General features: G+C 52.4%; 13 protein-coding genes. 12 read left to right on the top strand and 1 reads right to left on the bottom strand.

The window, feature by feature from the left end; translation table 11 throughout:
* Positions 1-52 precede the first annotated feature (52 nt).
* The 4 genes from EGT74_RS09495 to EGT74_RS09480 all read left to right on the top strand — a co-directional run bounded on the left by EGT74_RS09495 (position 53) and on the right by EGT74_RS09480 (position 1,931).
* Complete coding sequence (locus tag EGT74_RS09495) at positions 53-820, top strand: exodeoxyribonuclease III (RefSeq protein ID WP_123846269.1); 768 nt, start codon at positions 53-55, stop codon at positions 818-820.
* Positions 817-1,119 (top strand): DUF4286 family protein, encoded by a 303-nt coding sequence (locus tag EGT74_RS09490; RefSeq protein WP_123846268.1) that lies wholly within the window; start codon positions 817-819, stop codon positions 1,117-1,119. The genes EGT74_RS09495 and EGT74_RS09490 overlap by 4 nt, the downstream gene beginning before the upstream one ends.
* A 295-nt stretch (positions 1,120-1,414) precedes the next feature.
* Positions 1,415-1,684: an HU family DNA-binding protein gene (locus EGT74_RS09485; protein ID WP_123846267.1), complete on the top strand. Its 270-nt coding sequence runs from the start codon at positions 1,415-1,417 to the stop codon at positions 1,682-1,684.
* A gap of 130 nt (positions 1,685-1,814) precedes the next feature.
* Positions 1,815-1,931: a 30S ribosomal protein THX gene (locus EGT74_RS09480; protein ID WP_123846266.1), complete on the top strand. Its 117-nt coding sequence runs from the start codon at positions 1,815-1,817 to the stop codon at positions 1,929-1,931.
* Positions 1,932-2,001: 70 nt separating this feature from the next.
* On the opposite strand, the gene pdxH is transcribed toward EGT74_RS09480, so the two are convergent.
* Positions 2,002-2,649 (bottom strand): pyridoxamine 5'-phosphate oxidase, encoded by a 648-nt coding sequence (gene pdxH / locus EGT74_RS09475; protein ID WP_220392832.1) that lies wholly within the window; start codon positions 2,647-2,649, stop codon positions 2,002-2,004.
* A gap of 97 nt (positions 2,650-2,746) precedes the next feature.
* Between pdxH and EGT74_RS09470 the strand changes: the two genes are divergently transcribed.
* The 8 genes from EGT74_RS09470 (at position 2,747) to ricT (ending at position 13,173) form a co-directional block, all read left to right on the top strand.
* The gene (locus tag EGT74_RS09470; RefSeq protein WP_158618071.1) at positions 2,747-3,883 is read left to right on the top strand and encodes a DUF3298 and DUF4163 domain-containing protein; all 1,137 of its coding nucleotides are present in this window, start codon (positions 2,747-2,749) and stop codon (positions 3,881-3,883) included.
* Between the two features lies 1 nt (position 3,884).
* On the top strand, positions 3,885-7,049 hold the full coding sequence (locus EGT74_RS09465; protein WP_123846264.1) for an ATP-dependent helicase: 3,165 nt from the start codon (positions 3,885-3,887) through the stop codon (positions 7,047-7,049).
* Positions 7,050-7,100: 51 nt separating this feature from the next.
* Positions 7,101-8,549, top strand: coding sequence for an Ig-like domain-containing protein (locus EGT74_RS09460; protein WP_123846263.1), 1,449 nt, complete (start codon positions 7,101-7,103; stop codon positions 8,547-8,549).
* Between the two features lie 23 nt (positions 8,550-8,572).
* Entirely contained in the window at positions 8,573-9,196 is a 624-nt protein-coding gene (gene recR, locus EGT74_RS09455; protein WP_123846262.1) for a recombination mediator RecR, read from the top strand.
* A gap of 50 nt (positions 9,197-9,246) precedes the next feature.
* Positions 9,247-9,768 carry a glutathione peroxidase gene (locus EGT74_RS09450; RefSeq protein ID WP_123846261.1) on the top strand — a complete coding sequence of 174 codons (522 nt, stop codon included), beginning with the start codon at positions 9,247-9,249 and terminating at the stop codon, positions 9,766-9,768.
* 8 nt (positions 9,769-9,776) lie between these two features.
* Positions 9,777-10,301, top strand: coding sequence for a hypothetical protein (locus tag EGT74_RS09445; protein WP_123846260.1), 525 nt, complete (start codon positions 9,777-9,779; stop codon positions 10,299-10,301).
* A gap of 20 nt (positions 10,302-10,321) precedes the next feature.
* Complete coding sequence (locus EGT74_RS09440; RefSeq protein ID WP_123846259.1) at positions 10,322-11,458, top strand: DNA polymerase III subunit; 1,137 nt, start codon at positions 10,322-10,324, stop codon at positions 11,456-11,458.
* Between the two features lie 254 nt (positions 11,459-11,712).
* Positions 11,713-13,173 carry a PSP1 domain-containing protein gene (gene ricT / locus EGT74_RS09435; RefSeq protein ID WP_246008161.1) on the top strand — a complete coding sequence of 487 codons (1,461 nt, stop codon included), beginning with the start codon at positions 11,713-11,715 and terminating at the stop codon, positions 13,171-13,173.
* Positions 13,174-13,209: the final 36 nt, after the last annotated feature.

Below are 13,209 nucleotides of genomic sequence, written 5' to 3'. Positions count from 1 at the left end.
AGCCGCTTTTTTATTGCCCCTCCCCCCTTATTTTTGCTGCAAATCACACATCATGAGAATCGTCACCTATAATGTAAATGGCCTCCGATCGGCCATGACGAAAGGATTCACAGACTGGCTCAGTACCGACCCTGCAGACGTGATCTGCCTCCAGGAAGTAAAAGCACACAGGGAAAACGTGGATTTCCAGCAATTCGAAAAACTCGGCTACCGGGATTTCTGGTACCCCGCCCAGAAGAAAGGGTACAGCGGCGTGGCCATCCTCACCAAAATAAATCCGGACCATGTGCAATATGGAAACGGCTACATGCAAAGCGATGCCGAAGGAAGGGTCATAAGAGCCGATTTTGGCGATGTTACGCTCATCAACGCCTATTTCCCCTCCGGCACCACGGGAGACGAACGGCAGACCTATAAATACCAGTGGCTCGATGAGTTCTATGGTTACCTGCAACTACTCCGGGAAACAAGGCCCAACCTCATCGTGGTAGGCGACTACAATATCGCGCACCAGCCGATCGATATTCACAACCCGGTGAGCAATAAAGACTCCTCGGGATTCCTGCCGGAAGAAAGGGCCTGGATGACGAAGTTTTTTGAAAGCGGTTTCGTGGACACCTTCCGCCACTTTCACCCCGAACCGCACCAGTATTCCTGGTGGAGCTTCCGCGCCAACGCCCGCAACAATAACAAAGGCTGGCGCATCGACTACATTAATGTAACCGCTCCGTTGCAAAACCGCCTCGCGGACGCCCGCATCTGGCAGGACGTAAAACATTCAGACCATTGCCCTGTGTACCTTCAACTGAAACCGATATGATCATATACAATGTTACCGTGAAAGTGTCCGTCGCCATCAAAGACAGCTGGCTGGAATGGATGAAGCAGGAACACATCCCCGCCATCCTGGAAACGGGCCTTTTCCACGACTACCGCATCTGCCGCCTCCTTGAACAGGACGACTCGGACGGGCCCACCTACGTGATCCAGTTCCTGACCGATACACTAGAGAACTATTACACCTATCTGCAGGAGCATTCGCCCCGTTTCAGACAACAAAGTTTCGATACGTTCGGCGACCAGTTCGTCGCCTTCAGAACCGTTATGCAAGTGGTATAAGCGCATAACTTATCCACAGGAAATTCACTATTTTCAAGGCCTCGCCGCTTTGGTACAATAGTTGGTCCAACCAGGCGTTTTATACCATGATGTATTAAAAGTCAATACAGTAGCGTGTTTCGTTCTAAGATGCGAACGATTTATAAGGCCCGGTTTTTTAGGCCAATCAGCTGTAAACGTTACCTGTAGGGTTTTTCAGCCGACAAAAAAAAGTTTTAAAAATTTGGTAATCTTATAAAACGCGCTATATTTGCTCACATCAAACATTTTCTCACTAGTTAAATCTTAACTAACTATGAACAAAGCCGAATTGATCGACAGACTCGCCAAAGATGCTGGCGTTACCAAAACCCAAGCTAACGACGCTTTGGATTCTTTCACTAAAGCTGTTGCCGATACCCTGAAAAAAGGTGGTAAAGTAACCCTGGTTGGTTTCGGTACTTTCTCTGTTTCAAAACGTGCTGCACGTAATGGCAGAAACCCCCAGACCGGCCAGATCATCAAGATCAAAGCTAAAAAAGTGGCTAAATTCAAAGCTGGTAAAGCGTTGTCTGACAAACTCTAAGAGTTGGCGACCCAACTTATTTAAGCAAGGAACATTATTTGTTTCTTGCTTTTTTTATTTTTGCAGCTGGCAGGGCCCCTCCGGGAAGGTTTTCTGCCGTATCATTCATCAATTTTAAATTAATCAAATCATGGGTAGAGGAGATATCAAAACCAAGAAAGGTAAGATCTCTAACGGATCATTCGGTAAAAGCCGTCCGGCTAAAACCAAAAAAGCTGCTGCTCCGAAAGCAGAAAAAAAGGCCTAATCACATCAAGACCTTTATAACGGGGAACCTGGCGGTTTGCTTGCAGATGCCGGATTCCCCGTTTTTTATATCAGGGCGCCAGGCGCTCTATTTTCCAAATATTCCCGCTTTCCAGGGTATACCTTAACCGGTCGTGCAGGCGGCTGCTCCGCCCCTGCCAGAACTCCACCTCCAGGGGCGCCACAATGTACCCGCCCCAGTGCTCCGGCCGCTGCGGGGCGTGGCCGATGTGGCCGGCTTCCAGTTCGCGCACCCTGTCTTCGAGCACCTCCCTGCCGGCAATCACCTCGCTCTGGGGAGAAGCAATCGCCCCTATCCTGCTGCCCACCGGCCTGGAGTTAAAGTATTCGTCGCTCACCTCCGCGGGCGCCTTTATAACGGTTCCCTCTATACGAACCTGCCGCTCCAGCTCTTTCCAGAAAAACAGCAGGCTCACCTGCGGGTTCGCAGCCATTTCCTTCCCCTTGCGGCTTTCGTAATTGGTGAAAAAGAGAAAACCCTGCTCGTTAAAGCTCTTTAACAAAACTATGCGTGCCGAGGGTTTGCCGTCGGGTGAGCTGGTCGCCAGTGTCATGGCATTGGGCTCTTCCAGTTCGCTTTGTATCACTTCCTGCCACCAATGCTCAAACTGCTGCAACGGGTGCGCCGCCACTTCCCGCTCGTTGAGCGTAGCCAGCCGGTAATCCTGCCGAAGGGCCGCTATCTTCTGGTTAATCATCTGTTAGGTTTTTTGCAAAATTACGCTTTTAAATACCCCCGGATGCTGACCGGTATCTCTATAAATGGTAATTTACATCTGTTTTAAATGTGACCTCATGCGCATATTTTACGGTTTTTTCGCTCTGCTGACCATACTCACCGCCTGCCAACCGGCCACGCCGGGTCAACAGGCCAGTGTACAGGACAGCACCCGCACAACCACTCCCAAACCCGCTCCGGCCGTTTATTACAAACGGCTCAAAGGCACGGTGGCCAGCCAACCCGTCACCATGCACCTCATCAAAAGAGGTCCGGCCGCCTTCGAGGGCTGGTATGCATACGACAAACAGGGTATTCCCATCCAGCTGTTCCATAACACAGAAGATACCGTTCAGCTCTCCTTTTCGGAATGGGGCACCCCGGAGGGCGGGGACAACACCTTTAAAGGCACGCTTACGGACGATGGCGCCTACAAAGGCACCTGGTCAGGCAATAACAAAACATTCGATTTCGATCTGAAAGAAGAACTGACCGGTGCGGTGCTGTTCGATGTATTCACCATCTCCGACTCCGCGCTTTTATTCCCGGCCAATCCGAAGTCCCCGTTGGGGGTGGCGTCATCCACCGCCGTATGGCCGGTTGGCGGCGCCGATGAGGCGGCTTTGGCAGCCGTCCGGAAGGCCCTCACCCCGAAAGATGTACCGGAAGACCCGGAGCAAATCGTCCGCCAGCCCGTTGCCTCCTTCCTGCACGAATACAACGCTACCCACGACGAAGTGGATACCAACGATCTCAAAAAAGGCGCCGGCGCCTCCTGGAACTGGGATGCACAACATTCCGTGCGCATTGTCTGGAATGCGTACCCGCTGGTGGCATTCGAAATTTCCGATTACGCCTACACCGGCGGCGCACATGGCAACCATGGCAGCAGCTTTACCGTGGTGGACCTCGCACGGAAAAAACAACTCGGCCTCGACGATGTGTTCAAACCCGGATATAAAGCAGTCCTGGGCACGGCGCTGGAAAACTCGTTCCGCAAAAAGTACAACGTGCCGGCAGGGGAGCCGCTCGATAAACAATACCTGTTCGACAAACACATTGCGCCGAACGACAATTTTTTCGTTACAGACAAGGGTGTGGTGTTTTGCTACACACCTTATGAAATAGCCGCCTATGCCCTGGGGCAGATCACTTTATTCGTACCCTTCGGAGATGTGAAAACCCACGTGAACGAGGCGTACCTGACTAAATAATATGAGCATCAAAGATTCGCAAATATATAATCAACGTTTCCAGGAAGTATACGGCCGGCTGAACGAGCGCCAGCGTGAGGCGGTGGACAACACCGAAGGCCCCGTGATGGTGATTGCCGGCCCGGGCACAGGCAAAACCCAGATACTAGCCTCCCGTATCGGCAAAATCCTCATGGATACCGATTTTCTTCCGCACAACATTCTCTGCCTCACCTACACGGATGCCGGCACCGTGGCCATGCGCCGGCGGCTGACCGATTTTATCGGTCCCGATGCCTACCGTGTCAATATCCACACGTTCCACTCTTTTTGTAACGACGTTATCCAGGATAACCTGTCGCTTTTCGATAAAAACGTACTGGATCCGATTTCCGAGCTCGAGAAAATCCAGCTGCTCAAGACCCTGATAGACGGCTTTTCGAAAGATAATCCCCTCAAACGCTACCGCGGCGATGTGTATTTCGATATGCGCAACCTGGCCAACCTCTTTTCCACGATGAAGCGGGAAGGCTGGACCGTGCCCTTCATCCGTGAAAAAGTAGAGGCCTACGTCAATGCCCTGCCGCAGAACGAAGAGTATATCTATAAAAAAGCCAGTGGCCGCTTTAAAAAGGGCGACCTCAAGGAAGATAAGCTGAACGCCGAAAGGGAAAAAATGGCCCGCCTGCTGGCCGCTGTAGAGCAGTTCGATATCTTCCAGCAAATGATGCTCAAAGCCAACCGGTACGATTTTGACGACATGATCAACTGGGTGATACGGGCGTTTGAGCAAAACCCCAACCTGCTGCTCGACTACAAGGAACGTTTTCAATACATCCTGGTAGACGAATACCAGGATACCAGCGGCACGCAGAACCGCCTCATTGAATTGCTGACCGGCGGGGAAGAAAAACCCAACGTATTTGTGGTGGGCGACGACGACCAGTCGATTTACCGCTTCCAAGGGGCCAACATCGAGAACATGGAAGAGTTCGCCCGCAAGTTCTCGGACGACCTGCTGGCCGTGGTGCTCACGCAGAACTACCGCTCCGTACAGAACGTGCTGGACATTTCCATGACCCTCATCGAAAAAAACGAAGGGTCACGCCTCGTCGACAAACTTCCCGGGCTCAGCAAACAGCTCACGGCCTCCAATGAAAAACTGACCGTGCTCGACATAGCGCCCGTGATACGCCGGTACAACACGCCCCGCGATGAAATGGCCTCCATTACCACAGAGGTGGAGGAAATTCTGGCCAAAGGCGTGCTACCAGGTAAAGTGGCGGTGATTTACAAAGAGAACAAGTACGGCGAGGAACTGGCACAGTATTTCCGCCTGAAAGGCCTTCCTTTTTATTCCAAACGAAACATCAACCTGTTTGAGGTACCCTTTGCCAGGAAGGTGATCCATATATTACGCTACATCGCCTGCGAGCTGGAAACGCCCTACAGCGGCGACGACCTGCTGTTTGAGATCATGCACTACGACTTTTACAAAGTACCGCCGATCGAAGCCGCCCGCATCAGCATTCAGGTGGCGGAAAAGGGATACAGCGAAAAAAGCTCCATCCGCCAGTTTCTGCAGGAATGGAATAAAACCCGTAACCCGACGCTCTTCTCGCTGGCCCCCGATCCGGAAGCGATGCGCCTCGGCAACCTGCTCGAAAAATGGATAGGCGATGCCCACAACATCACCCTGCAGCAGCTGTTCGCCAACGTGATCAGCGAAGGCGGCATTTTGTCGTACATCATGGCCTCTCCCGAAAAGATCTGGCTCATGCGGGTGTTGCAGGCCCTGTTTGATTTTGTGAAAGATGAAACCCATCGCAACCCCGACCTGAACATCATGACGCTTATGGATACGGTAGACCTGATGGAGGACAATGGCCTTGCCATTCCCATGGTACAGGTATCCGGCAACGAAAAAGGGGTAAACCTCCTCACCGCCCATGGCGCCAAAGGCCTGGAGTTCGAATATGTGTTCATGGCCGGTACCAACCGCCACCTCTGGGAGAAAAAGAAAAAAAACAGCGCCGGCTTTTCGTTCCCCGAAACGGTGTTCACCACCGAATCGCTGTCTACCGACGAACAGGAGCTGCGCCGCCTCTTTTACGTGGCCATCACCCGCGCTGAAAAATACCTTTATATCAGCTACCCGGAATTCAAACAGGACGGCAAGCCACTGGAGCCGAGCATGTTCATTACCGAAATCCTCGATTCCCACATCCTGCCCCAGCACAAGGTGGAATTGCCCGACGAAACGCTCTTTGAATTCGAAGCCCTCCAGTACGGCAAAGAGCTGGCCCCGGAAATCGCCCGGATCGACCAGCTGTTTATCGATACCCTCCTGAACGGCTTTACCATGAACGTCACGGCGCTCAACAACTACCTCCGCTGCCCGCTTGCGTTCTATTACCAGAACCTGGTAAGGGTACCCACGGGCCGCTCCGAAAGCACGGAATTCGGGTCTGCCGTGCACTTCGCCCTGGAGAAGCTTTTCCAGAAAATGCAGGAACGCAATAATGCCTTCCCGCCGAAAGAAGAGTTCATCAAAGACTTTAAATACAGCATGCTCCGCAACCGGGAGTGCTTCACCAAAGAGGCTTTTGAGCGGAGAATGGAATACGGCCAGGACATCCTCGGCCATTATTATGACCAGTACATTCACCAATGGAATACCGTGGTGAGCATAGAGCGCAACGTGCGCAACGTGGTGGTGAACGGGGTGCCCATCAAGGGGAAGATCGACAAGCTGGAGTTCAACGGCAATGAGGTGAACGTGGTGGACTACAAAACCGGCGACTACGAAAAAACCAAAAAAACGCTCCGGAAGTTCGACGCGCCCGATGCCCGCACGCCCAACGGGGGCGATTACTGGCGCCAGGCCGTATTTTATAAAATTTTGTTAGATAATTATAAACAGAAAAACTGGCAGGTTGTTAGCACGGAATTTGATTTTATTGAGCCGAACCGGCAGAAACAGTACTTCAAGGAAAAGATCAACATCCGGCCGGAAGACATCACGACCGTTACGCAGCAGCTCACCGATACCTGGATAAAAATCCAGAACAAGGAATTTTATACCGGCTGCGGGAAGGAAGACTGCCAGTGGTGCAATTTTGTAAAGGACAATAAGCTGCAGGTGGCGCTGCACTCGCTGGTGGAAGAAGGGGAAGAGGAAGAATAATGGCCAACAAAGAGTAAGTTTGCAAATCATTTAATATTCAGGATAGGAAACATGAATCAGAATTTCCGGGGCTGGATAAGCTCCCTGTTCATTTTGGCGTTGTGCAGCTTTTTTACCCGGTGTGCGAATATCGTGCCTCCCGGCGGCGGCTCCAGGGATACCCTGCCTCCCCGGCTGCTGTATGTGGACCCCAAGGATTCTTCCCTGAATTTCAACTCCCAGCGCGTTGTTTTCCAGTTCAACGAATTTGTGGAACTGGATAATATCGTGGAAAAACTCATCGTGTCGCCCACCCTGAAGCGGACGCCTGTCATCACCGCCAAGCTCCGTACCGTTACCATGGTGGTGAAAGATTCCCTTCAGCCCAATACCACCTACACCTTTAACTTCGGCGATGCCGTGAAGGACGTGAACGAGCGGAACCCGATAGAGGATTTCCAGTACGTGGTGTCTACCGGTAATTATCTCGACTCGCTCACCATTACGGGCAAGCTCGTGGTGGCCGAAACCGGCAAGGTAGACAGTAATGTGGCCGTGATGCTCTATTCCAACCTCGAAGACTCCGCCGTGTCGAAGGAAAAACCGTTGTACCTGGCCAAAACCAAAGGCGACGGCTCTTACCGTTTCAAGAACCTGAAACCCGGCACCTATCGAATATTCGCCCTCAAAGAAGAAGACCGTGATTTCCAGTACACCGCCCAGCCCACGGAGCTGATCGCCTTTTCAGACAGCGTTCTGCACCTGGACGGGAATATGGAAGAAGTGAACCTGTCCCTTTTCAAGGAAAAAGACACGGTTCGCCCCGAAGAAGAAAAACAGCCCGAGGAGCCTGCTCCGCCGGCCAAAAACGCCAAAAAACCGAAGCTGCAGGTCAGCGCCGGGCTCAACGGAGGCCAGCAGGAACTGGGCGATTCCCTTACGCTGAGCTTCAACTTCCCGATCAAAGCACTCGACTCCGCACAAATACAACTACTCGAAGACACGCTAGGCAACCGGGTGCCTTTTACCCTGCACATGGCCGACACCACGGCCCAGCATTTTAAGCTTGTCTACAACTGGAAACCCGGTATGCCTTACGAGCTGATCCTGCCGAAAGGTTTTGCCACCGACACGTCCGGCCTGCAAACGCAAAAAGCAGACACGGTGACCTTCACCGCCAAAAGTCTCGATGATTACGGTACCATCAAGATCGATCTTGCCATCAGCGACAGCGCGCACCTCGTACTACCGAAAGACACCGGCTATCAGTTTGTGGTGCAGCTAGTTTCCGGCAAAGACATCAAATATTCAGGGGTGATCGTGAACGGCAAATGGCAGCGGGGGCTCATCCAGCCCGGAGAGTACGCCATCAGGGTACTGGTGGACGTGAACCGGAACGGCATCTGGGACACCGGCGTGTACTACGGTTCGCCCAAAAAGCAGCCCGAAAAGGTATTCGCCTATAAAGAGACGATCAACATTAAAAAGAACTGGACGGTGCCAACAACCGTGAAACTATAGCCGGCGTTCCGTAATTTTGCCACATGATCTTCTCTTCCGCACTGATTGAAAATGCTGTCAATGAATTCGCCAGGCTGCCCGGTGTGGGGAAAAAAACCGCATTGCGGCTGGTATTGCACCTGCTCAAGCAGGACGTGGCGCAGGTAGAACTGTTCTCAGAAACGATCGTCCGCATGCGGCGGCAGATCAAATTCTGCCAGCACTGCCACAATGTGTCCGACGAGGATATCTGCACCATTTGTGCCAATCCCGCCCGTCAGGCAGGCATCGTATGCGTGGTGGAAAGCATCCGGGATGTGATTGCCATCGAAAATACACAGCAGTTTAATGGGGTGTACCACGTACTCGGGGGCATCATTTCGCCGATAGACGGCATCGGGCCCGATCAGCTCAATATCCATTCCCTCGTGGAAAGGGTGCAGCAGCAGGGCATCGGGGAAGTGATCATGGCGCTCAGCCCAACCATCGAAGGGGATACTACCATCTATTACCTGTCCAAAAAACTGAAAGACCTGCCGGTGAAAATTACGACCATCGCCCGGGGCATCGCCTTCGGCGGAGAGCTGGAATATGCAGATGAAATGACGCTCGCCAGGTCGCTCACAAACCGCCTGCCGCTGGAGAATTACCTGCAACAGGGGAAATAATTTGTGCTATCTTTATATACGCCACCTGTCAACATCCAAAAAATACGATCATGTTTAAATTAATGCTCCTGTCTTTATTCTTCTCCGTTTCCTTCGGCAACATTTACGATTTTAAAGTCGACGCACTCGAAGGCGGGAAGATCGATTTTTCCAAATACAAAGGCAAAAAGATTCTGATCGTGAATACGGCGTCCATGTGCGGGAATACCCCACAGTATGCAGAACTCGAGAAGCTGTACAAAAAATATAAAAACAAACTGGTGATCATCGGCTTCCCCGCCAATAACTTCGGCGGCCAGGAACCGGGTTCCAATGAAGAAATCAAGGCTTTCTGCACCAAAGAGTACGCCGTTTCTTTCCCCATGACCACCAAAGTGTCGGTAAAAGGGTCCGATATCCATCCCGTGTACCAGTGGCTGACCGCGGAAAGCAGGAAAAAACAGTTTTCTCCCGAAGAAGTGACCTGGAATTTCCAGAAATACCTGCTGGATGAAAAAGGGGAGCTGGTTGCCGTATTTAAGCCCAAAACATTGCCCTCTGCACCGGAAGTGATTGCGGCCATTGAAAAATAATACACCACATGAGCAAACATCTACTGAACACATTCGCAGCCATTTGCTGCAGCGTGCTTTTATTATCCGCCTGCAAGGAGTATAATCCGTCCGAACTGGTCAACTGTGAAAAAGCGGCACTGGATGTTCGGGTGAACGACCGTGCCACCTCTATGAAAATACTCAGCTCCAACCTGCTACGTACTGAAAGCCAGGCACAGCATTTCAAGCTGCTGAGCATGGAGGCCTATGCAGACACGGTGCGGGTGGTGATGAACATTGCCGATGGGCCGTATCCCTCGGCGAAACTCTATTCCGACAGTCTCCAGGTGAAAACCTATTCCTACTCCCGCAAAAACGGCAGCGACACCTCCGGTAAAGTGCTGCTGGGCGTCCGCGGGCAGTTTCTGGTCACCGACAGCGCAGCCATCACCATCTCCGAGATCGATGTGGTGGGCCGCACCGTAACGGGCACTTATTATGTGCAGACCGCCAACCCAGTTGTAAAAGCAAACGGCGCCTTTACCAAGGTGTGTTTTCACTCCATCAAATAATATTGCTGTATTTTTAGCCCATGAATTTTTCAGCGATCATAGGGCAGCGTGCCACGCAGGAACAGTTGCTGCATGCGGTGGAGCATAACCGCCTCAGCCATGCCATGATAATGCTGGCGCCCGAAGGCGCCGGCGGGTTGCCGATGGGCCTTGCATTCGCCCAGTACCTGGTGTGTGAAAACCGCCAGGCCAACGACTCCTGTGGTCAGTGCGCCGCCTGCAAAAAAGCCGCCCAGTACATTCATCCGGATATTCATTTTTCTTATCCCGTTATTCCGCGCAAGCCGGGCGATAAGCCTATCAGTACCGATTATGTGGCAGAATGGCGCGAGTTCATCGATCAGCAGCCGTACGGCAACGCGTACGACTGGTTGCAGTTTATCGGCGCGGAAAACAAACAGGGCAATATCACCGCCCACGAGTGCGCCGATATCATCCACAAACTCAACCTGAAGAGTTTCGAAAGCCAGTACAAAATCCTGTTGATGTGGATGCCCGAATACCTGGGCAACGAAGGCAACCGGCTGCTCAAACTGATCGAGGAACCGCCGGCCAATACCGTTTTCATTCTCGTGGCGGAAAACCAGGAACAGATACTGGCCACCATCCTTTCCCGCACCCAGTTGATCCGTATCAACCCCCTCACCAAAAACGAGGTGGTGACGGCCCTGATGGAGCGCAACCAGGTGAATGAGCAGCGTGCCCGGCAGATTGCCACCATCGCCTCCGGCAATTACCGCGAGGCCCTGCAACTTTTGCAACATAACGACAACGACTATCACGAAATGTTGCGGAGCTGGTTGAATTGCATCTTCATGCAAAACCGCAGCGGCCTGCAGGAATGGGTGGACCACATCGCCAGTCCGAAAATCGGGCGCGAAAACCAGAAGCAGTTTCTCCGCTATTTCATCAACGTGCTGGAACACAGCCTGCGCCTCCAGTATATGGACCGCAGCCAGCTGGCCTTTTCAGACGAAGAGGTGGATTTTGCCGAAAAACTGAAGAAACTGGCCAACCTGGGGCAGATGCAACAACTGACGGAGGAGCTCGACAATGCCTACTACCACATTGAGCGCAATGCCAACGGCAAAATCCTCTTCCATGCGCTGTCTATCCGGCTTCAGCATATCTTCAAGGGGAAGCCGCTGCCTGTATAGCTGTCAACTAATTACCTTACCTTTGTACCTTTATTCCCTGTACAGCCTTTGAATGCTGGAAGTAAATATGTACTTTTAGTGACTTGTGCATGCAGGGATAATTATTTTTTAATATAATAAACATATAAAATATGGCTTGTGCCGGATGTGGTACGGGTGTTGATGGGAAGCCGGCGGGATGCAAGAGTAATGGAGGTTGCAGCAGTGGTGGATGTAACAGATTGAACGTGTTTGACTGGCTGTCCAATATTCCCTTGAGTGATAGTTTAGCACCATTTGACATCATAGAAGTTAGCTTCAATAACGGTAGTCGTAAAGATTTCTTCCGCAATTCCACCAAACAGGTCTTTGAAAAAGGCGAAATGGTGGCCGTGGAAGGCGTCAGCGGTTTCGACGTGGGCATGGTGAACCTTACCGGTGAACTGGTAAAGTTGCAGATGAAAAAACGTCGGGTGGAAGATACCCCCGAAGTGAAAAAACTGCTGCGCCGTGCTTCTACGGAGGACATGAACCGCATGACCGACAACAAAAACCGTGAAAAGGAAGCACTGATCAAAGCGCGGGCCATCGCCCGCAGCCTGGGCCTGGAAATGAAACTGGCCGAAGTGGAAATTCAGGCAGACGGCCGGAAAGCGACGTTCTTTTATACGGCAGACGACCGGGTGGATTTCCGGGAACTGATTAAAGTATACGCCTCCGAATTCCGGGTGAAGGTGGAGATGCGCCAGATCGGTGCCCGCCAGGAAGCCGGAAAAGTAGGCGGTATCGGCAGTTGCGGCCGCGAACTGTGCTGCGCCACCTGGCTGACGGATTTTAAATCCGTAAACACCACCGCCGCGCGCTACCAGAACCTGTCCATTAACCAGGCGAAACTCTCGGGACAGTGCGGCCGTCTCAAATGCTGCCTCAACTATGAACTGGATACCTACCTCGATGCCCTGAAAGATTTCCCCGACGATTGCGATGTAATTGAAACTGCAAGCGGCAATGCAACTTTGCAGAAGCGGGATATCTTCAAAAACCTCATGTGGTATTCCTACGACAACAGCAATAAACAATACCCGCTCACGATCACCCGCGTAAAGGAAATCCGCCAGCTGAACCGCCAGGGCGTCAAGCCGGAGGAACTGAAAGCAGTGGAAGTGGTGAGCAGCAAACCGAATAAAGAAGCCGACCTGGGCTTTGCCGATGTGGTAGGCCAGATCAGCCTGCGCTCGCTCGAAAAAGCTTCACAGAAGCGGAAACAGAAGTCGCGCGACAAACAAAAAGAACAACAGAAAGAAAAACAAAAAGGCGGCGCTCCGCAGCAACAGGGTCAGCCCCAACAGGGTGGGGGCCGGCCGCAGCGCGATCAGCGGCCCAAAAATGAGGCCCGCGGCGAGCAGAAACAGGGTGAACAAAAGCCCCGTGGCGAGCAGCGCCAGCGTAGCGGCAACGAGCCCCGCGGTGAACAAAAGCCCCGGCAGGAACAGCGTCCGCGCAACGAACAACGTGGCGAGCAAAAGCCCCGCGGCGAACAGGCTCCCCGCAATGAGCAGAAAGGCGAACCACGCCCGCCCAGGCAGGATCAGAAACCTCGGGAGCCAAGAGAGCCCAGGGAACCGAGAGAAGGCGGCAAACCGCAGCAAGCCGGCGGGCACAGCGGCCAGCACCATCACAAAAACCGGAACCGGCCGCCCCGGAAACCGGACAACAAACCCGATAACAAACAATAAAAATAAGTACTGAACGTATTATTATAAGTAGAGACG

Origin of the sequence: Chitinophaga lutea, from assembly GCF_003813775.1 — a bacterium.
Taxonomy (GTDB): domain Bacteria; phylum Bacteroidota; class Bacteroidia; order Chitinophagales; family Chitinophagaceae; genus Chitinophaga; species Chitinophaga lutea.
The sequence above is the reverse complement of the archived record's forward strand: the minus strand, read 5'-3'. Positions and strand labels throughout refer to the sequence as shown.